Annotated in this window: 20 protein-coding genes; 6 read left to right on the top strand and 14 right to left on the bottom strand. The window is 60.4% G+C overall.

Features of this window, described 5'->3' with window-relative positions; translation table 11 throughout:
- Nucleotides 1–3,599 (bottom strand): PAAR domain-containing protein (locus tag ACJ8PE_RS20685; protein WP_442536859.1); only part of this gene is annotated, 3,599 nt, incomplete at its 3' end.
- A 31-nt stretch (nt 3,600–3,630) separates the two neighbouring features.
- Nucleotides 3,631–4,062, bottom strand: coding sequence for a DcrB-related protein (locus tag ACJ8PE_RS20680; protein WP_197760553.1), 432 nt, complete (start codon nt 4,060–4,062; stop codon nt 3,631–3,633).
- Between the two features lie 232 nt (nt 4,063–4,294).
- On the opposite strand from ACJ8PE_RS20680, the gene ACJ8PE_RS20675 reads away from it, so the two are divergent.
- Together ACJ8PE_RS20675 and ACJ8PE_RS20670 are read left to right on the top strand one after the other, a co-directional pair.
- Nucleotides 4,295–5,299: an alpha/beta fold hydrolase gene (locus ACJ8PE_RS20675; protein ID WP_197760554.1), complete on the top strand. Its 1,005-nt coding sequence runs from the start codon at nt 4,295–4,297 to the stop codon at nt 5,297–5,299.
- A 69-nt stretch (nt 5,300–5,368) separates the two neighbouring features.
- The gene (locus ACJ8PE_RS20670; RefSeq protein ID WP_197760555.1) at nt 5,369–6,019 is read left to right on the top strand and encodes a dihydrofolate reductase family protein; all 651 of its coding nucleotides are present in this window, start codon (nt 5,369–5,371) and stop codon (nt 6,017–6,019) included.
- A 41-nt stretch (nt 6,020–6,060) separates the two neighbouring features.
- Here ACJ8PE_RS20670 and ACJ8PE_RS20665 read toward each other — a convergent pair whose 3' ends face one another.
- Nucleotides 6,061–7,677 (bottom strand): serralysin family metalloprotease, encoded by a 1,617-nt coding sequence (locus ACJ8PE_RS20665; RefSeq protein ID WP_197792867.1) that lies wholly within the window; start codon nt 7,675–7,677, stop codon nt 6,061–6,063.
- A gap of 411 nt (nt 7,678–8,088) precedes the next feature.
- Here ACJ8PE_RS20665 and ACJ8PE_RS20660 point away from each other — a divergent pair, with 411 nt between their 5' ends.
- Nucleotides 8,089–8,442: a protease inhibitor Inh/omp19 family protein gene (locus ACJ8PE_RS20660; protein ID WP_033650455.1), complete on the top strand. Its 354-nt coding sequence runs from the start codon at nt 8,089–8,091 to the stop codon at nt 8,440–8,442.
- A 4-nt stretch (nt 8,443–8,446) separates the two neighbouring features.
- On the opposite strand, the gene ACJ8PE_RS20655 is transcribed toward ACJ8PE_RS20660, so the two are convergent.
- Together ACJ8PE_RS20655 and ACJ8PE_RS20650 are read right to left on the bottom strand one after the other, a co-directional pair.
- Complete coding sequence (locus tag ACJ8PE_RS20655; protein WP_033644268.1) at nt 8,447–8,968, bottom strand: chromate transporter; 522 nt, start codon at nt 8,966–8,968, stop codon at nt 8,447–8,449.
- Entirely contained in the window at nt 8,965–9,531 is a 567-nt protein-coding gene (locus tag ACJ8PE_RS20650; protein WP_042785697.1) for a chromate transporter, read from the bottom strand. The genes ACJ8PE_RS20655 and ACJ8PE_RS20650 overlap by 4 nt, the downstream gene beginning before the upstream one ends.
- A 103-nt stretch (nt 9,532–9,634) precedes the next feature.
- Between ACJ8PE_RS20650 and ACJ8PE_RS20645 the strand changes: the two genes are divergently transcribed.
- Both ACJ8PE_RS20645 and ACJ8PE_RS20640 read left to right on the top strand, forming a co-directional pair.
- Nucleotides 9,635–10,546: a LysR family transcriptional regulator gene (locus ACJ8PE_RS20645; RefSeq protein ID WP_033643004.1), complete on the top strand. Its 912-nt coding sequence runs from the start codon at nt 9,635–9,637 to the stop codon at nt 10,544–10,546.
- A gap of 290 nt (nt 10,547–10,836) precedes the next feature.
- A complete protein-coding gene (locus ACJ8PE_RS20640; RefSeq protein WP_099782980.1) occupies nt 10,837–12,006 on the top strand; it encodes a cupin domain-containing protein in 1,170 nt (389 codons plus the stop codon).
- A gap of 122 nt (nt 12,007–12,128) precedes the next feature.
- On the opposite strand, the gene ACJ8PE_RS20635 is transcribed toward ACJ8PE_RS20640, so the two are convergent.
- From ACJ8PE_RS20635 to ACJ8PE_RS20620, 4 genes are all read right to left on the bottom strand, one after another.
- Nucleotides 12,129–12,539, bottom strand: a complete 411-nt coding sequence (locus tag ACJ8PE_RS20635) for a GNAT family N-acetyltransferase (RefSeq protein ID WP_099782978.1) — start codon at nt 12,537–12,539, stop codon at nt 12,129–12,131.
- A gap of 271 nt (nt 12,540–12,810) precedes the next feature.
- Nucleotides 12,811–13,776 carry a nucleoside hydrolase gene (locus ACJ8PE_RS20630; protein ID WP_197792870.1) on the bottom strand — a complete coding sequence of 322 codons (966 nt, stop codon included), beginning with the start codon at nt 13,774–13,776 and terminating at the stop codon, nt 12,811–12,813.
- A complete protein-coding gene (gene add / locus ACJ8PE_RS20625; RefSeq protein ID WP_197792871.1) occupies nt 13,773–14,828 on the bottom strand; it encodes an adenosine deaminase in 1,056 nt (351 codons plus the stop codon). Before add ends, ACJ8PE_RS20630 begins: the two co-directional genes overlap by 4 nt.
- 494 nt (nt 14,829–15,322) lie before the next feature.
- Nucleotides 15,323–16,666: an MFS transporter gene (locus ACJ8PE_RS20620; RefSeq protein ID WP_404768935.1), complete on the bottom strand. Its 1,344-nt coding sequence runs from the start codon at nt 16,664–16,666 to the stop codon at nt 15,323–15,325.
- Nucleotides 16,667–16,750: 84 nt separating this feature from the next.
- On the opposite strand from ACJ8PE_RS20620, the gene ACJ8PE_RS20615 reads away from it, so the two are divergent.
- The gene (locus ACJ8PE_RS20615) at nt 16,751–17,665 is read left to right on the top strand and encodes an AraC family transcriptional regulator (RefSeq protein ID WP_117188391.1); all 915 of its coding nucleotides are present in this window, start codon (nt 16,751–16,753) and stop codon (nt 17,663–17,665) included.
- Between the two features lie 39 nt (nt 17,666–17,704).
- Here ACJ8PE_RS20615 and ACJ8PE_RS20610 read toward each other — a convergent pair whose 3' ends face one another.
- From ACJ8PE_RS20610 to ACJ8PE_RS20590, 5 genes are all read right to left on the bottom strand, one after another.
- Entirely contained in the window at nt 17,705–19,168 is a 1,464-nt protein-coding gene (locus tag ACJ8PE_RS20610; RefSeq protein ID WP_197792873.1) for an aldehyde dehydrogenase family protein, read from the bottom strand.
- Nucleotides 19,169–19,190: 22 nt separating this feature from the next.
- Nucleotides 19,191–19,940, bottom strand: coding sequence for an SDR family NAD(P)-dependent oxidoreductase (locus ACJ8PE_RS20605; RefSeq protein WP_197792874.1), 750 nt, complete (start codon nt 19,938–19,940; stop codon nt 19,191–19,193).
- A 127-nt stretch (nt 19,941–20,067) separates the two neighbouring features.
- The gene (locus tag ACJ8PE_RS20600; RefSeq protein ID WP_099782968.1) at nt 20,068–20,700 is read right to left on the bottom strand and encodes a LysE family translocator; all 633 of its coding nucleotides are present in this window, start codon (nt 20,698–20,700) and stop codon (nt 20,068–20,070) included.
- 67 nt (nt 20,701–20,767) lie between these two features.
- The gene (locus tag ACJ8PE_RS20595) at nt 20,768–21,583 is read right to left on the bottom strand and encodes an AraC family transcriptional regulator (RefSeq protein ID WP_232099387.1); all 816 of its coding nucleotides are present in this window, start codon (nt 21,581–21,583) and stop codon (nt 20,768–20,770) included.
- Nucleotides 21,584–21,750: 167 nt separating this feature from the next.
- Nucleotides 21,751–22,596 carry an MBL fold metallo-hydrolase gene (locus ACJ8PE_RS20590; RefSeq protein WP_232095588.1) on the bottom strand — a complete coding sequence of 282 codons (846 nt, stop codon included), beginning with the start codon at nt 22,594–22,596 and terminating at the stop codon, nt 21,751–21,753.
- Between the last annotated feature and the right edge of the window lie 166 nt (nt 22,597–22,762).

Genomic DNA, 22,762 nt, shown 5'->3' with positions numbered 1-22,762 from the left:
CACAGGTTGCCCGCCGCGTCGGTCACCTCCAGCGGCGCGCTGTTCAGATCGGTGTGATACCAGTAAATATCTGCCGAGCGGCTGTCGCCCGCCTGCTCCAGCGCCGCCAGCGGGCTCCACGGGCTGGCCGGATCGTAGCTCCAGCTGCGGCGGCTGCCGTCATCGCGCTGCTCCTGCAGCAACCGGTAGCCCTGCCACAGGAAACGGATCGTCTGTTCGGTTTTGCCCTTGTAGCGCACCGCCTTGCGGCTGCGGCGGCCCAGCGCGTCGTAATGATACTGCGCCTCGAATTCGCCCTGCGGGCCGCGACCATGCGCCTGCACCAGCCGGTTGTCGGCGTCGTAGCGGTAGTGCTGTTCATACAGGCCGTTGCGCCGGCTGATCAGGTTGCCCCAGGCGTCGTAACGGTAAAACAGTTTTTGCCAGTGCGTCAGCCGGTTATCGGCGATCGGCGCCAGCGGCAGGTGCGCGTCGATGTCGCTCTGCGGCCTGCGTTCGCCCAGCAGGTTATCCGCCAGATCGTACACCAGCCGCGCGCCCGGTTTGCCCTGATTGGGTTCGCGGTGTTGCAGCAGGCGGCCCTCGGCGTCGTAACCGTAGTGCACTTCGCCGCGCAGCGCGTCGCTCACCCCGGCCAGCTCGCCGCGGCCGGTGTAGCGATAAGCGCGCCACAGCACGCCGTCTTCCGGCCGGGTCAGTTTGTCGTGGCCGAAGGCGCTGCTCTGCCAGCTGCGGCGGCCCATGGCGTCGTAACGCCGCTGCTGCTGCAGCGCGCCCTGACTGCGGCCGGTTTCCCGGTGCAGGCGATCGCGGGTGAACTCGCTCACCACCTGCTGGTTGAATTTGATAGCGCTGGCGTGGCCGGAACCGTAATACAGCCACTGCAGGCGATCGCCCTGGGGCAGCGTCAGCGCCTGCAGGTTGGCCAGCGCATCCCATTGGTATTGCAGTTCGCCATTCACGCCCTGCTCGCCGAGCAGCCGCCCGGCGGCGTCATAGCGCATCTGCACGCTGTCCGGCTCGATGCCCAGCGCCGCGCCGCTCGCCGTCGGCAGGCGGTTCAGCTCGCGCAGCCGCCCCATGGCGTCGAAACGGTAATGCCATTCAGCACTGGCGTTACTGCGCCAGACCAACTGCCCGGCCTCGTCGAAGCGGAAGCGCTGTTCGCGCTGCATCAGCTCGCCCGCGCCGCCCGGCAGGCCGACCTCACGGTGCTCTTCCAGCAGCCCGGCCGCGCCGTAGCGATAATAGTGGCGGGTGTCGTCCGGGCGCTCTTCGGCCACCACACGGCCCACCGCATCGTAGCTGAAGCGGTAGTCGCCGCCGTTGCCGTTCTCCAGCCGCGTCAGCCAGCCCTGCGGGCTGTAGTGATAGCGCCGGGTGCGGTTGATGCGATCGGTGATGCTGACCGGCAGCCCCAGGGCGTTGTACTGCCAGCGGGTCAGGCTGCCCAGCGCGTCCTGATGTTCGGCCAGCTGGCCGTGCGCGTTCCAGTTAAAGCGCTCTTCGCCGTCGTCCGGGTGGATCAGGGTATGCAGGCGACCGCCGTTATCCCACTGGTAGCGCGTCTGGTGGCCTTCGGCATCGGTCTGCGCCGTCAGTTGCCCCAGCGCATCGTAGGTATAAGCCGTGACGCTGCCGGAACAGTCGGTGTAGCGCGTCAGCTGGCCGCGGGCGTCCCACTCCAGCTTCACTTCCCCGCCCAGCGCGTCGATCACACTGGCCGGCAGGCTCTCTTCGTCATCCGGATAGCGGTAGAGCGTGGCATTGCCCAGCGCATCGACATAGCGCGTCGGGCGCCCCAGCGTGTCCCAGTGCTGCGCTTCGCTGCTGCCGTCCGGGTATGCGACGGCGAACAGCCGGCCGCTGTTGCGCGAATATTGATAGCGCGTCACGCGGCCGAGCGGATCGGTCTCCGACAGCAGGCGGCCATAAGGATCCCATTCGCTCCGGCGCTGCGCGCCGCCGGGCAGCAGCACGCTGCACAGTTCGCCGCGTTGGTAGATAAAGCCGTAGCGGCGCTGGTCGAAATCGGTGTACTGCGCCACGTTGTCGTCGTCATCCAGCCGCCACTCCGCCCGTTTGCCGTCTCCGCGCACCGCGCTGCGGCGCCCGCCGCCGAAGTCATAGCCGAACTCAAGGGATTCTCCGGCGCTGTTGCGATAGGCCGTCACGCGCGGCACGCCGTCGATCTCTTGCCATTGGTATTCGTTCAGCAGTCCGGCGGCGTCCTGGTGGCTGACCATCAGGCCGTCGCGCCAGCCAAAGCGGCGCGTCACCTCACCGGCGCGGTTGCTCACCGTCGTCAGTTGGCCCTGCTCATCGTAACCGTAGCGCGCCAGCGTCCGTTCGCCTTCGGCGGTTTGCAGCGCCACTTCGCACAGGCGGCCCTGCGCATAGCGGCACATCAGGCGCTGCCCGGCGCTGTCCACCAGTTCATTCAGCAGCCCCTCGTCGTCGTAGAACAGCGAGGTGGCGTTGCCGATGGCGTCGGTGATCATGCTGAGCCGGCTCGGCCGATCGCCCGCCAGCGGCGGATAGTGGAAAATCTGTTCGCCGACGTCAAACAGCTGCCAGCTGCCGTCGTCGTTGTGCATCAGCCAGCATTTTTCGGCTTCGCAGTAGGTTTTGTGGCCGCGCGGCACCATAGGGAAAGCGACGAAGTCGCCGGAAGGCGCACGCCACACCAGGCCGTCCTGATACGGCTGCAGGCTGCTCTCCCAAAACAGGTTCCAGCCGCGGCCCAGTACGCTGTCGCCGGGGTTGCCGCTGCGCCAATAGCGCTGCCAGGCGACCGGCAGGCGCGAAGGCAGCACGAAATCGAGATCGTCTTCGCCGTCGAGGAATTTCTGGCCGCTGACTATATCCACCGGCCGGGCGATAATGCCGACCGCGGCGGTGGCGGTCATCAGGGTGCCGGCGCGGCAGGCGATGCGCGCCAGCTTGTTGATGCCGGGCAGCTTGCCCAACAGTTTGCCCAATGCCCCCAGCTTGCCGGCGGCGCCGCCCACGCCGCCCACCAGGCCGGCGAACAGCAGCGTCAGGTCAGAGACCTTGTACAGCCAATCCGGCACTTCGGGCTTGATCGGCAAGGTGGTGACGGTGCCGCCGCCGATAAACACGTTGGGCGAACCTTCCATCACCTGCGCGTCGCAGTTGGTTTTGTCCCCCACGCGCGAGGCGGGCTGGCCGTTGATACTGACCTTGTCGGAGCCCTGCGCCATCTGCATGCTCGGGCCGTCGTCGCTGCAGGCCACCTGGCTGTTGGTGGCGAGCGCGGCGGGTTTGCCGTTGATGAAGACGTTGGGGGAGCCGGTGACGATATTGCCTTTGGGGGTCAGGCTACCGGCACCGGCGTCGGCAATGCCGTCGCGCGCCGCAGTGGCCGCCTCCCCGGTGAGATACCCCACCGCCAGGCTGGCGCCGATGAGCAGCACGCCGACGCCGATACAGGAAGCCGCCAGGCCGGCGACGAACAGCGCGCCCGCCGCCACCGCGCCTGCGGCGGCGATCAGGCCGCCGACAAGGGTGCCGGCAATCATGCCGGCCAGGGCATGGGAATGCCCGATGGTATCGCCGACGCGGGCCGCTTCGGTCATCGTAAGTTCCTTTTACGCAAAGAGTTCATCGTTAGGCCGCCCGGTAGCTGTTCAGCACCTGCTGCAGCAGCGCGTCGTCTTGCGGCGTCAGCTTGCGCGCCATCGCCAAGGTGAACACCAGCACCCGGCCTTCCGCCAGCGCGAACACCGCCTGGTTCTGCCAGATGCGTTTGCCGTCGCGCAGGTAGCTGGCGCGTACCCACTCACCGGCGGCCAGCCCATCGCCCAGCGACGCCGGCTCGCGGCTTTTGAATGCCCAACCTTTCAGCCCCTGCGCCAGCGCATCAAGCTGGCGGGTGACGTAGCTTGCCAGGTTTTCCGCCGGCTGCAGCGCATCGCGGGAAATATTGACTGAGGGGGAAACATCATCGCCGGCCAACAGCACGTTGACGGTGCGATCGGCATAGCCTTCCGGCAAAGCGACGCTGCCTTCGCTGAAAGCGCAGCGGGATAAAGCGGACATGCGAGGATCCTTTTGCATAAATAATACTTAAGCATCGCATAACTTAGCCTTGAAATAAAACCATCAGATACTGCGAATGTTGCACGGCGTGACCCCGTTCACTGTGAAAAAGACCGTTGTCGGAATCTTGCCGGGAATCAAACCTTAATATTACAGAATTATCTGAAACCACTGGCGCGCCAGCGCGCCGATTGTGGCTATACTCGGCTATCGCCCTTTTCAGGAGATCAGGATGCTGAGATTAACCCGCCGCGCGCTGTTATGCGCCACGTTGGCCGCGTTCACCGCCGGCGCTGCCGAAACGCCGAAATTCGGCCCGGAGCTGCAGGGCTTTCACTACCCCTACCCGTTGCAGCAGTTCAGTTTCACCTCGCAGGGGCAGCCGTTAAAAATGGGCTATATGGACGTGCCGCCGGAAGGCGCCGCCAACGGCCGCACCGCGCTGCTGCTGCACGGTAAAAACTTCTGCGCCGCCACCTGGCAGGACACCATCAAGGCGCTGAGCAAGGCCGGTTACCGCGTCATCGCGCCCGATCAAATCGGCTTTTGCTCCTCCACCAAGCCGACGCATTACCAGTATAGCTTCCAACAGCTGGCGCAAAATACCCACGGCCTGCTGCAGAACCTGAACATCAGCAAGGCCATCGTCATCGGCCACTCCACCGGCGGCATGCTGGCCACGCGCTACAGCCTGATGTATCCGCAAGCGGTGGAACGGCTGGTGATGGTCAACCCGATCGGCCTCGAGGACTGGAAGGCGAAAGGCGTGCCGTGGCGCAGCGTCGATCGGTGGTTCGAGCGCGAGCTTAACACCACCGCCGAGGGCATCCGCAACTATGAGCAGCGCACCTACTACGGCGGCCGCTGGAAGCCGGAGTACGATCGCTGGGTGGATATGCTGGCCGGGCTGAACAACGGGCCGGGCCACAGACTGGTGGCGTGGAACTCGGCGCTGATCTACGACATGATCTTCACCCAGCCGGTGTATTACGAGTTCAAGGATCTGCAAACGCCCACCACGCTGATGATCGGCACCGCCGACACCACCGCCATCGGCAGCGATATCGCCCCGCCGGCGGTCAAGGCCAAGATCGGGCACTACGCGGTGCTGGGCAAGCAGGCGGCGAAGCTGATCCCGCACGCCACGCTGATCGAATTCGCCGGGCTGGGCCACGCGCCGCAAATGGAGGAACCGGCGCGTTTCCATCAGGCGTTGCTCAAGGCGCTGCAGCCCTGAGCGGCCGGTTGGCGCAGCCGGCGCGCGGCGGCTAAACTTTCAGCTGGCACTCAACGGCAGGAGACAGCCATGCGACAGATTATTGCCAGCGCCTTCGTCAGCCTCGACGGCGTGATGCAGGCGCCGGGCGGGCAGGACGAAGACCGCAGCGGCGGCTTTCGCTTCGGCGGCTGGACCGCCCCCTACTGGGATGACGCCGTCGCGGAAACGATGGGCGAACTTTTCTCTGCGCCGTTCGATCTGCTGCTGGGGCGGCGCACCTACGACATTTTCGCCGGCTACTGGCCGCAGATCACCGACGAGGCCGATCCGTTTTCCGCCGACATCGCCCGCGTGTTCAATCAGGCCACCAAGTACGTCGCCACCCACCACGGCGAGACGCTGACGTGGGAGAACAGCCAGTGGCTGGGGCAAGACATCCTCGCCCGGCTGCGCGAGCTGAAGCGCACCCAGGGGCCGGTGCTGCTGGTGCAGGGCAGCAGCACGCTGATGCAACAGCTGCTGGCCAACGATCTGGTGGATGAACTGCGCTTGCTCACCTACCCGGTGCTGCTCGGCGGCGGCAAACGGCTGTTCGATGACAACGCGGCGCCGGCGGCCTTCACGCTGACCCACTCGGTGGTCTCGCCCGGCGGCGTCATTGTGGCTCACTACCGCCGCGCCGGCGCGGTGAAAACCGGATCTTTCGTGGCGGAAAGCGCCACAGCGGCCCAGTCGTAAAAAAAGGGCCGGTCGGCCCTTTTCTCTTCCCCTTCCTCACTTCAGGCAAACAAAATATCGCTCTGCTCCACCTGCCCGACCACGTGGATCTTGAAGTCGGCGGCATAGCTGTTGCTCTGGGTGTTCATCAACAGATCGGTGGTGCCGTTGAAGGCGTCGAAGTTGAGCTGGATCTCGCCTTTCTGGCCGCTGAAGGCGCTGCCGCTGTCGATAAAGCGCAGCTCGCTCAGGCTGTTGTTGAAGCGCAGGCCGGAGAGATCGATCTTGTCGATGCCGTGCTCGAAGTCTTCAATCACGTCGAACGCCGCCACCGTCGACTCTTTGGCGTTGAGATAGACGAAATAGTCGGTGAAGTTGTTGGCGTCTTTGCCGCCCCACAGATGGTCCGCCCCCCGCCCGCCGTACAGGATGTCGGAACCGGCGTTGCCCGCCAGCAGGTTGTCCTGATCGTTGCCGATGAGCAGATCGCGCCCGCTGCCGCCGATGGCGTTCTCGATGATCGCCCCGCGCGCGATGGCGACGTTCTGCGTGCCGCCGCCGACGCTGGAGAACGCGCCGTCGTTCAGGTTGATCATCTGCTGCTGGCTGTAGCCGGAGAAGTCCAGCGTGTCGTTGCCGCCGGCGTCCCACACCGCGAAGTTGACCGGTTTGCCGTTGTCCGCCGTGGCGGTCAGGAAATCACGGCCGCTGTTGGAGTTGAAGCCGTACACCGTGTCGCCGGTGCGGGTGTTCATGTTGGCGCCATACAGCTTCTGGATCGCGGCGATGTCATCCACCATCGGCCCATAGCCATACACCCCTTTGGTGTCGGCGCCGGTGTAACCGGCGTTGAAATAGCTCATGATCGAGTATTGCAGCGAATCCTGATAATAAGCCGCGTCGTTCTGGTAACTCGGGTTGCCTAACGATGCGTCATAAGATCCCGGATGCGCCAGCCCCAGGGCATGCCCCAGTTCGTGGGTGAAGGTCTGGCTGCTGAAGTCGCCGCTAACGGGCGCCTTATGGGTGGCGAAATTTTTGTTGAACCACACCGTGCCCGCAAAGGCGTTATCGCTGCCCGATTTGGAACTCGGCGGGTAATAGGCGTAAGCGTTGATGGCATTCGGGCCGCTGCCGGCGGCGGTGCTGCCGTCGGCGCGCTGCGTGAAGTAGGCGAAGGTGATATCCGCGCGGTGGTTGATATCGGTGGACGCCGCCTCGGTGAAGGTTACGTTCGCCACGTCGGCCCACGCCTGCATCGATTTCAGCGCCTGAGCCTGCGCCGCCTGGGTCAACGGCTGCAGCCCCTTGTCGCCGTCACCGGTCTGGCCGATGCGGTTCAGCGCGCTTTGCGTCAGGAAGGAATAGGTCAGCGCGACCGGCTGGTGATACACCTGGTCGCCGTTGTGCGTCAGGCCCGGCCGCGTCAACTGATCGGCGGCGCGATCGAAGCTGAAGTTATCGCGGATTTTACCCAAATTATTAATCGCCGCCCCGCCGCGCTGGTTACTGTACAGGTTCGCGTTGTCCAGCGTGAACAGCGCGCCGTAGCCCAATCCGTCATAGGGGCTGCCGGGCTGGTGATAGTAAAACTGATAGTTATGATCGTTGGGGGATGTGGCGGCCAGGCTGGTGAACTCATCGTCATCTTGCAAAATGTCGTTGTGGCGACTGCTCATTGCATTCTCCTTTTACACACTAGGAATCCACTCGATTTGTAAGACTATTCATCAGTCGTTCTTATCTAAGCCGAGGCTTAGGATTGACCAGTATAGTGACTCACTCCGGCGACGCGAGCCCGCCCAGCCTGGCTTCACCGCGCCGGGCGTTAAAAAGGAGATAACCATAACAATTTGTATTCTCACTATATTAATGAGAAAAATAAGCGCAATAACAGGTTAATCACTCGTCTTTTCGCGCCTTTTAGCGACGGTTAGATCAGAATAATCGAGGATTAAAAAACCTAATCCTTGCCTCATCATCCCGCCGGGAACGTGCTAAGGTGTGAACGGACAGCCGAAAGGAGTGACCCGATGCCAACCCATTTCCTTATGCGCGCCTTGCGTCGCGCCAGCCTGACAGGAGTCGTTATGAGCGTATTGTGCAGCAGTGCCCTGGGCAGTTCACTGCCGTTGCTGGAACCCGCCGCGCTGAAGGGCGACTGGCAGCTCGCCGCCATCGGCGACGGTAAAGCCGTCTGCGAGGTGCAGCTGAGCGACGAAACGGTAGCCAACACCAACGCTTTTCGCTTCAGCGCCTCCGCCGAGTGCCTGCAGCCGCTGGCGCTGCACGCGCTGCCAGTCGCCTGGCGGCCGACGCCGGACGGCATGACGCTGACCGACGCCGAAGGGAGCATGGTGGCGTTTCTGGCTCTGACCGCGCCGAAGCGCTATGAGCTGATCGACCGCAACGGCCCTTCACGCTTTGTGCTGATCCCGCGCTAATCCTTCAGGCAAACAGCAGGCCGAGCAGCGCGCCGCCCGCCAGCACCCACAGCGGATGGAGGCGCTTGCTCATGCTCAATCCCGTCGCCAGCGCCACGATCGCCGCCAGCCGCCAATGGGGCGCTGAAGCCTCGGCGATCAAAAGGCCGCTGGCCACCACCAGCCCCACGGTCAGCGGCACCAACCCGGCCTGCACGATGCGGCGCCACGGGCGATCCTTAAAGCGCCGCCAGGCGCCCATCACCAATAGCGTAACGATGGAAGACGGCCCGAACTTGGCGATCGAAGAAACCAGCAGCCCCGCCCAGCCGGCCACGTGCCAACCGACCAACGGCACGATCATCATGTTCGGCCCCGGCGCGGCCTGCGCCATGGCGAACAGCGCGCTGAACTCCTGGGCGCTCATCCACTGATGCACCTCTACCACCTGCCGCTGCATCTCCGGCAGAATGGTCATGCCGCCGCCGAACGCCAATAAAGAGAGCTCGGTGAAGATCAGCGCCAACGCCATCAACACCCCGCTCATGACGGCCACCGCCACATCAGCAGAATGCTCAGCGGCGCCAGCACCAGCATGGTCGGCAACAGCGGCAGGCGCAGCCAGGCAATGGCGATCAGCGCCAGCGCGACGATCGCCAGCGCCGGCCATTTGCCACGCAGCGGCAGCAGCATCTTGATCCCGGTCGAGAGCAGCAGCCCGGCGGCGGCGGCGGCCAGCCCGGCGAACACATGCTGCACATGGGGATCGTTTTGGAAGCGGGCGTACACCACGCCCAGCCCCACCACGATCGCCGTCGGCGCGCTGATGAGGCCCAGCAAGGCGCACAGCGCGCCGCGCAGCCCGCGAAATTCCATCCCCACCGCCACCGACAGGTTGATCACATTGCCGCCGGGCAAAAACTGGCACAAGCCGAGCAGCTCGGTGAACTGTTCCGCGTTCAGCCAGCGCCGGCGTTCCACCAACATGCTGCGCGCCATCGGCAGCACGCCGCCGAAGCCGATCAGTCCCAGCCACAGAAAGCCCAAAAACAGCGCCGCGTTGCCCGGCGCTGCAGCCGGGTGCGGTTTTAACGTATTGATATCTGACATGACATTGCCGTTCCACATCGCTTGTTTTGATGTCTGGTATCATGCGCGCCGCCGTGCCATGATGTCTAATGCATTCCGGAACAACGAAAGATACCTTTGAGGTATGGCTATGATTGAACTGCGTCGCCTGCGGGCGTTCGTCACCGTGGTGGAAGAAGGCAACATCACCCGCGCCGCCGAGCGGCTGTTTATCCAGCAGCCGCCGCTGACCCGCCTGTTGCAGGGGTTGGAAGACGAATTGGGCGTGAAGTTGTTACAGCGATTGCCGCGCGGCGTGCGCGTCACCGAAGCGGGCGGCGTGCTGTTCGAAGAAGCCCGCGCCCTGCTGGCGCGCGCCGAGCGCCTGCGCGAAGCGGTGCAGCGCGCCGCCCGCGGCGAGCAGGGCCACATCGCCATCGGTTTCACCAGTTCCGCCGCGCTGCACCCGTTCGTGCCCAACCTGCTGCGCCGCTACCGCGACATCCTGCCGGGCATCACCACTCAACTGGAAGAAGCCGGCAGCGGCGAACTGATGGAGGCGTTGCTGGAACAGCGCCTCGACGCCGCCTTCGTGCGCTCGCCGGCCAACGGCATTCCCGGCCTGAGCGTCGAGCCAGTGCTCAGCGAGCCGATGATCGTCGCCCTGCCGCTGGGCCACCGGCTGGCGCAAGAAACGCAGCAACCGCTGCCGTTGGCCGAACTGGCCCACGAGGCGTTTATTCTCTATCGCCGCCCGGCCGGCCAGGGGCTGTACGACGCCATCCTGGCCGCCTGCCACCGCGCCGGCTTCAGCCCGCGCATCGTGCAGGAAGCGCCGCGCCTGCCGGCCACCCTCAGCCTGGTGGGCGCCGGATTAGGGGTGTCAATCGTGCCCGGTTCCATGCGGCGGCTGGGCGGCGACGGCATCGTCTACCGCACCCTCGCCGCAGAAGCGCAGCTCAGCGCCCCGCTTTACCTGGCGCTGCGCCGCAGCCCGGCTTCGCCGATCGTCGAGCGCTTTCGTCAGCTGGTGCTGGAGACCGTGGGGCAGTCATGAAAAGCCCGAACGGCCAATAAAAAATGACGTTCGTTTATTATTTATTTAAGCCTATGAGCGGTGAAAATTAATTCCAATCCATGACTATTCAACTTCCGGTTAATTAATTAAACCCGCTCTCACTTAGTAACAAACGCAAACAAATAAGCGCCTACCCAATAAATTCCAGCCACTAGGATTTAAGGGTCACCGCCTGTTCCCACCGATGACAAAAAATCATTTCAATGGCGATCGCGCCTTCCCTGTCGCCTGCCTCTGCGGGCGCACGGTTTTATATTGGAGAAAACGCTATGCTATCGCGTCGTGATATATTGAAAGTCTCCGCCGTCAGCGCGGCGGCCGCCGGCATGATCGGCGGCATCGCTAAAAATGCCGCTGCCGATGACCATCGCAATATCGTGCCTCCCAGCAGCTATCAGCCGCCTGCCGATGCACAGCATCTCTATAAGTACAAATTCACCGACAGCAAAAAGCGCAGCCTGCCCAACGGCTGGGCGCGCGAAGCCACCGTCGAGCAATTCCCGATCTCCGAAGGTGTGGCGGGCGTCGACATGACGCTGGAGCCGGGCGGCGTGCGTGAGCTGCACTGGCACGCCATCGCCGCCGAATGGGCGTTTATGCTCGAAGGCCATGCGCGCATCACCATCCTCGATCCCGAAGGCAAATGCGAGGTGGCGGATTTCGGCCCCGGCGACGTGTGGTATTTCCCGAAAGGCTATGGCCATTCCATTCAGGCGCTGGCGGACGGCGCGCATTTTATTCTGGCGTTTGATAACGGCCACTTCTCCGAATTCGGCACTTTCAGCATTACCGATTGGGTGGCGCATATGCCGAAAGAGGTATTGGAAAAAAGCGTCAACATGCCGGCGGCGGTATTTTCCAAGGCCAAACAGGGCGAAGCTTATATTGTCGGCGGCGCCGTTCCGCCCGCTCTGCCATTGCCGAAAAACGACGGCGGATTAAATAATGCCCCGCTGACCCACCGCTATGAATTAATGAAGCAAAAGCCGTTCTTTGAAAATGACGCCGGCAGCGTCCATTTGGTGTCGTCGAAAGAATTTCCCATTTCCACCACCATGACCGGCATCATCGAGATCGTGAAACCCGGCGCGATCCGGGAATTGCACTGGCACCCCAACGCCAACGAATGGCAATACTATATCGCCGGAAAGGGCCGCATGACGGTGTTCAGCTCGCACGGCCACGCACAGACGGAAGAGTACGCCCCTTCGGACGTCGGTTACGTGCCGCAGGGCTTCGGCCATTACATCGAGAACATCGGCGATGAGGATTTGAAGGTGCTGATCGTGATGGACAACGGCATTTATCAGGATATTTCGCTGTCCGACTGGCTGGCGAAAACCCCGGCCTACCTGCTGGCGGATAACTTCAACAATCAGGTTGAGGACTGGCAGGATCGGCCGAAAGACAAACGGGTCATGTCACGGCGCAGCCGCTGACGCCACGGCGAGGGAGAGACTCCCTCGCCATCCGTCACATCGGCCAAAGCGTCATATTTCATATTAAGAACAACACCTTGCTCTCAGTGAGTTAACCGAATTCCTTTTATAAAAAACAGATATTACAGTTGTTTGTTCAGATAGGAGCGTGTTATTTCATTGCCGCAATCCAACTCGCCAATCATTTGAAAACCCTGTTTCAGGTAGAAATTGGGCGCCTGAAAGCTAAACGTGTCCACGGAGACGCTGGCGCATCCCAACTGTCTGGCATGAGCCTCTGCAGCTTCCAGCAGACGGTGGCCTAAACGCCGGCCGCGCTGCGCTTCATCAATCCAAAGATAATGGATGTAAAAAACGGCCCCGTAAGACTCTGCATAAAGTCCCGCGATTATTTTCTCATCGCCGTCTTTATAATAAACACCATACTCGTGAGCATTTAATCCCATGAACTTTGAATTAAATCTATCGAGCTGGCCCTCCAGAAAGGAGCGTGCATCATTGTCATGATGCAACGTTAAATTTTCATTTTCCACAACATGTTCCGCATATATAAAATAAAAAAAGAAGATTGGTTAATACTTTATGGCTCGGCTTAATTCGGCAAAACGCATCAATAATCAGACTGTACAGGGGCAACACTGTACTCAACATGCGCTAAACAAATACCAAACGCATCCATCGATTTGGATTCGCACTCCTGCGGATCGATAAATCCAGCCCGATCTCTTGCCCCCTTCTTCAGTGCTCATTCAGAGGCCTCCGGAAAGGCCTCTTATACACTCAGACGTTGTCGATAGAGACGAATTACGCCAACGACAACAGCTTCGCGAGCAGCAACTCCGACATATTAATCTCGGTGCTTAATACCACATGGCAGTTGGCATCGGGCTGCGGCGGATAGTTCATATATCGCCCCCGCATATCGCACAGGGTTTGCCCGCGGCCTGGCCCGTCAGAATCATCGATCGTCACCTTCACGTTAGGCGCAAGGCAGGCGCCGATGCCCTGCACCGCCAACACCGCAGCCACGGGATCGTGCAGCGCACAGGCTTTGCGGCCGTAGGTATTAATATAAAACTGGATATACCGTTCCAGCATTTGCCCTATCGCCTGCGCAAACCGGCTCTCGGCCGACAGCAGTTTGAGCCGATCCGCCTCTTCAAAGGTATGCGACATGGTGACATCAAGCGGCACCATCACGATATTCTTCATCGCCTTAAACACCATGGCCGCCGCCTCCGGATCGCAGGCAATATTCGCCTCCGCAACGGGCGTTCGGTTGCCGGGCGCCAGTGCCGCACCGCCCATGATCGTCAGCGTGCCGATAAGCTCTCCTAGCGCGGGCTCAAGCTGCAAGGCTTTGGCGATGTTGGTCAGCGGGCCAGTCGCCAAGATGTCCAGCTCCCCCGGGTGCGCTCTGGCCAGCTCAACCAGCAGCTCGGGGGCCGACAGCGGCGCCAGCTTGGTGTGTGAGGCTTCCAGCGCGATGTCGCCGATGCCGTTGTCGCCGTGTATATGCTGCACATCGCAAAGATACGCCTGGCGCAGGTAATCCCGTTCTCCCACGGCGACGGGGATCGCGGGAAAACCGGCCAGGCGGGCGAGCTCCAGCGTATTTCTGGCCCCGGCATCGGCGCCGACGTTGCCGCAAACCGTGCCGATCGCCAGAATATCCACCTTGTCACTTTCTGCGAGCAAATAGCCCAGCGCCATCGCATCATCGATGCCGGTATCGCAATCAAAATATAATTTTATTTTCTTCTCGCTCACCGCTTGTCTCCATTTTCTGTATTAAGAGAAGCAACCCAAGGGGCCATTTTCTTCCGATACGTCATTTTGGCCTCGTCGCCGGCAAAACTGGCGGCAAAGGCATTCAGGGCCACATCGACGATATCCTGGGTGGAAAATGCAAATTCGCTCTGACAGATCAGATATTCATCCACCAACGTGGTGTGCAATAAGACCGGGTCGTCGGTATTGATGGTCGCGATGACCCCGGCATCCCGCAGCCGGCGCAGCGGATGCTCCGCGTAGCCGGGATAGACGCCCAGTTTGATGTTCGAGGTCAGGCATACGCCGATAGGGATGCGCCGTTCGGCCAACAGTTCCACGACGGCCGGGTCATCTATCGCCCGAACGCCGTGATCGATGCGGTCGGCCCCCAGCAGCAAGATGGCGTCGCGCACGCCCTCAGCGCCGCTGGACTCCCCGGCATGCACGGTTCGCTTCAACCCGGCCCTGCCCGCCTGGGCGAAAGCCTGCGCGAAACGCGCACCGCTGCCTTTGGTGACGGCCTCATTGCCATCGACGGACAGCGCGACCACTCTGGGGTGCCGCAGCGCGGTTAAAAAATCCACCAGCTCACTCGCCTCGGCTGCGGTTTGCCGGCGGAGCAAACTGACGCACAGCCCAACGGACGCCAATCCATCTTCTTCGGCCGCGCGCAAGCCGGCGTCAATCGCGTCGATCATGTCACCGAGCCTGCCGCGCCACGCTTTCCAATGGGTCGGGTTGAAAATCAGATCGGCGTACAGCCCGCCATCCCGCGATAGCCGTTGTGCATAGGAGTAGCTTAACTGCGCCAGGCGTTCACGGTTGCTCACCAGGCTGCAGGACCAATCGAGGAAATCGAGAAAGTCGGCAAGCCCGTTAAAATTCAGCAGCTCGTCCTGCTTTCTGGGCATCGGTATCCCCGAGGATAACGCCCATGCCGAGAGCTGTTCCGGCTCAAAGCAGCCCTCCAGATGCACATGCACTTCCGCCTTCGGCAGGGAAACCATCTGCGCTCGAGAGAGCGTGGTTTGGTTTACATTCCATTCCATAAAATGGCTCCCAAGGGGTATTTATGCAGGCCAACGAGCACCTTTTCGCGCACCGTGAGTGACGGCATGGCTACGAAAGCCTCGCTGAAGGGGGAGTGAATGCGGTAAAAAACGCGGTGAGACGAGGAATGATCTAGGGTAAGCATCGCAATCTGTTAATCCTGTAATGAGTTAGATGGCAGGCCATCCAAAAATTCATCAACAGGTCAGTAACCTATGCGTGCGGCAACCGGTGAAGGCGGACACGTCTCTCATCACCGAAACCGGCACAGCATCACCCCATCCTCACTGCAACGCCCGATTTCTATGGGCGCCGGCAATCATCGATGGGGCCGTTCTCTTACCTGAACCTATATAAAACATGGCGTGTTAAAGCAGAGCCGCCGGGCAGCCGCTGTTATGCGCGGCAATCGCCAGCAATCAGCGCCAAAACACGCCGCCAAGCTTATGAAAGCCAGGGAGGCTTGTAAAGCCCTTCCCCAACGCTGGGAACGTCAGGCCTTTCTCAGCAACAGCGCCCACAGCGCCAGCACGGCAAAGGTGATGTATATCGCCATAAAAAGGACAATAGCGGCGAACAAAGCGCTCACTACCCCTATTTTATCCGCCAGCCAACCTGCGGCCGGCGGCATGATATTGAACAAATAGACGATAAAGTAAAACTTCGACACCGCGTTCCACCCTGGCACCGCTAGCGAGAGCTTATTGACCAGGATGGCTCCGCCCACAAAAACCGCGCCGTACGAAAAGCCGGACAGCGCCAGACTCACCGCCGCGCTGGCCACAGAACCGCTTTCGAGCGCCATAGTCATCATCACCATGGAGAAAACCTGCGCAATCAGCCCTAGTACCAAAGAAAACTCAGGCTTCAGAAAACGCGGGATCGTGAACTGCACCACGCCGGCCACCAGTAAATAACCGGTGGCGATATAGCCAAAGCCCGCGGGTGACTGGAGCCCGAAGACCCGGATCGCGGCCGTCGGCCCCAGCGACAGGATCAGCGCGGCGTATGACCAGGAGATAAACACGCACAGCGCAAGCAGATAGAACAGCGGTTGGCTAAAACCGGCGCCCTTTTCTGCCGTTTTCGTGTCCGCAACGCCGAGGGTAGGCAATCCCTTCTTCGGCCAAAGCAGGACGATGGCGATCGCGGAGAGGAAAACCAACGCGGCGATGGTCACCGCCGGCGAAGTGAGCGGGTAAAACGCCTGCTGGGCGTAAACGCTGCTGATCACCGGGCCCAGCGCCAGGCCGATCACCAAAGCCAGGCTGCCCAACAGCGCGGCGCGTTTGGCGCTGTCGCCGCGGCTGACGTTGATCAACAAGATGTTGATGATGGCCGTGGCCGTACCGGCCCCTAAACCGGACATAAACCTGAACAGGCACAGCGCCTGCAAAGAACGAGCAAAGGAAAAGCACAGCGTTGGCACCACCACCACCATCAGCGACACCACCACCAGCAACCGGGCATTTTTATCGGTGATGGTGAGCCTGCGCGATAAAAACAAGGCCAGCAATACGCCAAAGCCGTAGGAAGAGAAAATGAAGGTCAGGTCGATATTACTTAGGCCAAGGGTTTCTTGATAGAGGGGATATAACGGCGTGGGAGAGCCGCTGTTCAACAAGATAAAAAATAAAGCGATCGTCAACGCCGCCAATAGGCTCACCTGGCTGCGGTTTGTCTGGTCAGAAGTCATTATGCCACCATCATGGAAAATACCGATCGTAGCACCCGACCAGATCGCGAACTTTCGCGTTCGCACTTTTTTTCTTATCGTTCGGACAGGACGGCGGGATAGCCTGTACACCGGCTGGCGTCTCACCCATAATGCGCTCACCTCGCCGCACTGCCGGGATCATGCATAACCCTGGCGCAATAGCGACTATGCTCAACAGTAAACGCATCAGACAAGCAGGTAATAATGGATCCGTTATCCGATATTGTTTCCAGGCTAAAAATCAGCAGCCAGAAAATTGTGACGTTCGACATGAGCGCCAATACCAAAGCGCTGTTTCCCGGCTATTCCGGGATGAAAATTTATATCGCCAAGCGCGGATCTTTTTTCATTAAACTGGCGGGCGACGCCAACAGTTACCCGATTGAACAAGGCGATGTGCTGATCTTATCCAGCGGGCGCGAATTCAGCATTTTTGATAACCCTAACGCGCCGGCCATCGATATAAGAAAAATTCACGTGATGAAAGACCGCTCCTCCTGTTTCAGCAACGGCGGGTGCGATTTCTCCTTTGTGGGTTGCCGCTTCGTATTTCAGATCAACGATACCTTCCGCTTTATCACCAGCCTGCCCGAACCCATCGTGATTAAAACGCAGCGGGAGGAGAACGCCGGCATCAAGGATTTCCTGAGCCGCCTCTCGTCGGAGATAGAAACGCCAGGCCCGGGCAGTGAACTTATCACCGAGCATCTGCTGCAGATCATTTTGACGCAGGCGCTGCGCATGCTGCTCTCTTCCGGCGCGCTCGGCCGCGGCGAGGGCTGGTTTTACGCGATGGCGGACAAACATATTGGCCTGGCGCTGACCCGCATACACGACCAGCCGGGCAGAAAATGGCGCCTGGACGAGCTCGCCGGCGTGGCCGGCATGTCGCGCACCGCCTTTACTACCCGATTCAGAAAGCTGGCCGGCTACAGCGTCAACGAATACATTCGCATCTGGCGTTTTAGCCTGGCCATCGAGCGAATGGTCGCCAATAAAGAAAAAATATCCCAGATCGCCTTTGACCTGGGATATGAATCGGAAAGCGCTTTCAGCACCGCGTTCAAGAAAAGCATGGGCGCGTCGCCAAGGAGTTATATCGGTAGCCATACCCCCTGAAGCGGCCAACGGGGGCACGTCCCTGTGCCGATCTTATCCTTATTCTGCAAACCAGACCGCGGGCAGATCCGTCTGCAGCGTGATGGTTTTTATCTGCGTGTAGGCATTGAGCGTTTCCTTGCAGAACTCGCGGCCGATCCCGCTGTTCTTGTAACCGCCGAACGCGGTGCCATCGGTAATGTTCGAATAGCGGTTGATCCAAACGGACCCGGCTTCCAGCCGGTCTGCGGTCGCCAGGGCGTTTTTCAGGCTGCGGGTGTAGATCCCCGACGCCAGCCCATATTCGCTGTCGTTAGCTTGGGCGATCATCTCGTCGTAGTCTGACCATTTGATCAGCGTCAGCACCGGCCCGAAAATTTCTTCCTGGCAAATGCGCATGCCATTTTCCGCAGCAAAAATCGTCGGCTCAATGAAGTAACCGTGCTCGCAGCCGGCGACGGCGCGGCGCTTGCCGCCGGTCAGCAGGGTGGCGCCCTCCTCGAGGCCAGTCTGAATATAAGCCAGCACTCGCTTGCCCTGCTTCTCAGAAACCAGGCAGCTGACCCGGGATTGCTCGGCCAGCGGTGAACCGACGCGCACCCGTTCGAAAGCCGTCACCAGTTTGGCGCTGAAACGGTCGTAAATGTCCGCGTGGACGAACAGCCGGGTGCCCGCCAGGCAGGACTGACCGTTATTGTGGATGGCGGCAAAGGTCACGTTGTCCACTACCGCATCCATGTCCTCGATGTCCGGGAACACAATATTGGGGCTCTTCCCGCCCAGCTCCAGCGTGACGGGCACCAACCGCTCCGCGGCGGCCTTGGCCACCCGCTTGCCCACCTCCGTGCTGCCGGTGAACGAAAGCTTGCGCACCTTGCGGTTGCCGGTCAGCGCCGCCCCCGCCACGCTCCCCAGCCCGGTAATGATATTGACGACGCCGGCAGGGAAAATGTTGGCGATCATCTTGCCCAGCTCCAGCGTGGAGAGCGAGGCGTTTTCATCGGCCTTCAGCACCACCGTGTTGCCGGTCACCAGCGCCGGCGCCAGCTTGAACGCCGCCATGATCGCCGGCGCATTCCAGGGGATAATCTGCCCGCAGACGCCAAGCGGCTCGCGTTTCGCCAGGCTGTAGCCGTCCGCGATGCTTCTGCCGCTGTCTTCGTGCCCCATGACAACCGCGGCGAAATAGCGATAGTGTCTGACTGCCGTTTGATAATCGCGGCGCACTTCGCTGATACAGCGGCCCACATCCCGCGCGTCGATTTGCGCCATTCTTTCCAGATCGCTTTCCAGCACATCCGCCAGCTGCGCCACCAGGCGGGCGCGGGCCTGCTGCCCTAATGCCTTCCAGGCGGGGAAAGCCGCTTCCGCCGCCAATACGGCGCGTTCGACGTCCCGTTCGTTACAGTAGTGCAAATCCGCCAGGCGCTCCCCGGTCGAGGGGGAAATAACGGGATGAATGTCCGTGCCATCCAGCTCGAATACGCCGTTAATCAGTGGCCCGTAGGCTTTATCTAATGTCATTTCTGTTCCATTCTTCGCTAAATTAATGCAAACCGCCGCCGACGATCAGGCTCTCGCCGGTCACCCAACCCGCCTCGTCCGAGGCGAGATAGGCCACGGCCGGGGCGATATCCTCCGGTGTGCCGATGCGCCCCAGCGGGGTGATGGATTCAATGTGCGTTTTAAAATCGGCATCGAAAAAGCCGCTGTCATGCACGCCTTCCGTGATGACCAAGCCAGGATTGACCGCATTGACCCGGATCTTGCGCCCGCCAAGCTCGTTGGCCAGCGTCTTGGTGATCGAATCCACCGCGGCTTTGGAAGCGGTATAAACCAGCGAATTGGCCGGCGTAAACGAGGTCACGCTGGAGCTGATATTGACGATGCTGCCGCCCGATTCAGGCATGGCGGCGACCGCCGCCTTGCAGCAATAAATCAGCCCTTTGACATTTAAATTGAAGTGCCTTTCATATTCCGCGTCGCTGAAGGCTTCCAGGCTATTGGTGGCATAAACCCCGGCATTATTGACCAGCACGTCCAGGCGACCATACTGCTCGACAATGTTTTGCATCAGGCCGTTGACTTCGGCCTCAATGCCGACATCGGCCTGCAGCGGAAAAGCGACGCCGCCCTGCTCATTGATCTCTTTAACCAACCGGTTGGCATCTTCACGCCCGCGGGAATAGTTAATGAAAACCACGGCGCCTTCCGCCGCCAGGCGTTTAGCAATGGCTGCGCCAATGCCCTTTGAACTGCCCGTCACCAGGGCAACTTTATTTTCAAAGCGTTTCATTCGTCATTCTCCTCAGTGTCTGTGAAACTCGGGAGAAGATTACGGTAAATGCTCGCCGAGCAGCATAGCGGGGCGAACATAAAACCTTATCGAACGAACAACTTTGCCCAAAAGAGAAGTGGCATTTTTAGAGTAAACGCGCGGCCAAAATGGTGCAGGCTAATAACAGAATGACGCCACCGAAGCATTTATTGATATAAATCCCGATGACCGGACGCCGTTTTATCCTCAGCGCGATCTTTCCCGCCAGAAATACCAGGGGAACTTCAATCAGAAACATGATGACGATGAGTTCAATGCCTAATATCAGCATCTGCATTCCCGGCCTGCCCGCCTCCACTCGAATAAACTGCGGAATAAACGCCAGCATGAAAATAATGGCCTTGGGGTTAAGCAGGTTGGTCAGCAATCCTTGCGAATAGAGCCTTTTGCCGCTTTTGCGCTCGCCGTGGCTTTCCAGGCCAATCGCATTTGCCTGGGTAAAAATGCTCAACCCAACCCACATGATGTACAGCGCGCCGCCGATGACAAAAAGCTGATACAACAGCGGCGAAGAGGCGATCAGCGCCGTGACGCCGGCAATCGCAAAACAGACATGGCATATCACCCCGGTGACCGCCCCCAATACGGTAATCAGCCCCGCTTTCGTTCCCTGGCTGACGGCGTTGGACAATGCGCAAAGCATATCGGCGCCGGGAATAAGCGTTAAGGCGGCGGCCGAAAGGGCAAATAAACCCAGCGTGGATAATTCGATGACCATGATTTTCTCGCGTCGTAAATAGGCGCATTGTCGGCCCCCATAAGTCAGCGAGATAGAACGATATTGCTCAAATGCAGCGATCGCGATAGCCGCGCGGCGTCACGCCGTAACTCGACTTGAACGCCCTGCCCAGGTGCGACTGATCGGCGAACCCGCAGGCGATGGCGATTTCCGCGATGTCGCCGCCCCGGGATAGCAAGGCCTTCGCCTGCTGCAACCTAAGCTGCCGCTGATAGCGGCTCGGCGACAAGCCGAATGTTGCCGAGAACTGGCGGCAAAGGTGAAACCTGGACAGACCGGCGGCCTGCGACAGCCTCTCCAGACGCACTTCCCGCGCCGGGTTATCGTGCAGATACTCTTTCGCCCTGCGCAAGCCCGGTGCGATGCCGGCGTCTGCCAATGGCGCGCGCCGCGGGGAACACACCGCCAGCAGATCCGCCACACAGTGGCTCCAGGCCACCTCCTGGTCGAAACGGCTGGATTGCGCCGCGGTCAATACCGTCGCGGCCTCACACAGCCGGTTGGCGAAAGGCGCATGGTCGATATGCTTCCCCTTCACTGCCGGCGGCAGAGGCATCTCCATGTTTTCCGCCGCGTCCAGCAGCATCTCGTGGCTGGGGTAAAACATGAAATAATGGCATCCCTCTTCTCCCAGCACCGTCCCGGCATGCATATGCCCCGGCGCGATGAGGCTGACTTGCCCGCTGCTGACGATACCGTCGGCATCGCCTTTGGCGCTGTTGTTATTGGCGCCGCGCAGGACAACGCCAATCGACCAGGTATCATGCCAATGCACGTCAAACCGATGGTCTGAAAAGTCCGCGACGAGCAGTTCAAGCCCGCCCAATGCGTCAAAACGATGCATAAATGCCGAATTGCCCATCCTCTTTTACCCGATTGCCGGTTATCCACAGCGGCCAAAATAACACACAACGTACCGTGTGAAAGCCCTGCGCTCTGCACGGAAGCGGCTTTCTGAACGTCGGCAAAAAGGGGCCGCCTGGCCCCTTCACATTATTCGTCTGCCTTCTTGCCTTGCTCTCATGCCGATTAATGTGGATTCATCGCGCCATAGTTCAACGGCTGCCAGTCGTAACCTTTCCCTTGTTTATTGATGTAGCCAAGGCCCGGGAAAGACAAATGCGCCCCTGCGACCAGCGCCCTTTGCTGCGCGAGGTCATCGAACAGCCGCTTGCGCTGCGCAACGGCGGCGGGGACGTCGATGTCATAGGCGATGGCGACATTCGGATCGGGAAACTGCACCGAGCCGACGTGGATCATATCCCCCAGAATCACCATCTTTTGCCCTTTGCTTTCGACGGCGAACACGCTGTGCCCTGGCGTGTGCCCACGCGTATCGATAGCCGAAATGCCCGGGGTGAGCACCTGATTGCCTTCAAACGTTTTGAGTTTCCCCGCCGTGGCGTAAGGCTGCAATGAGGCGATGGCGGCATCGAAGAAACGTTTATCTTTCTCTTCCGCCTGCCGTTTTTTCTCTTCGCTCAGCCAAAAAGCGACTTCGTCTTTTTCCACCCAGACGGTGGCGTTCGGGAAGGCGAGACGCTTGTCCGCCATCAACCCGCCCACATGGTCGGGATGCAGGTGCGTTAAATAAATCTCATCCACCTGCTCCGCCTGATAGCCGGAAGCGTTCAGGTTTTTCATCATTTTGCCCAGCGCTTCGCCATGCAGCGCGCCGGTGCCGGCATCAACCAGAACCAGTTTGCTTCCGGTATTGATCAGGTAGGCGTTCACCGAGGTCGGCAACGGTAGCGACAGGTTGTTGGCCGCCATCGCCTTTTCAAGCTGCTGCGGCCGGGTGTTGATCAAGATTTTATCGGCGGGCATCGGGCTGATGCCGTCAGACAGGGCCGTCACTTCCACATCGCCCAGCATGATCCGGTAAAACCCGGGATTGTCTATTGTAGAAAAAGGCGCCGCGGCCATTGCAGCGGCAGAAAAAGCGGCGAAAAAGGCGCCAATAAGCAGATTGCGACGCATAGAAAACCTCATAACGATAAGAAGATACGGCTAAAAGCCCTGCTGGGAATGCCCCCTGGCG

This window comes from Serratia sp. CY74737 (assembly GCF_052166775.1).
Classification (GTDB): Bacteria; Pseudomonadota; Gammaproteobacteria; order Enterobacterales; family Enterobacteriaceae; genus Serratia; species Serratia ureilytica.
This window is presented reverse-complemented; position numbering and strand designations above follow the sequence as displayed.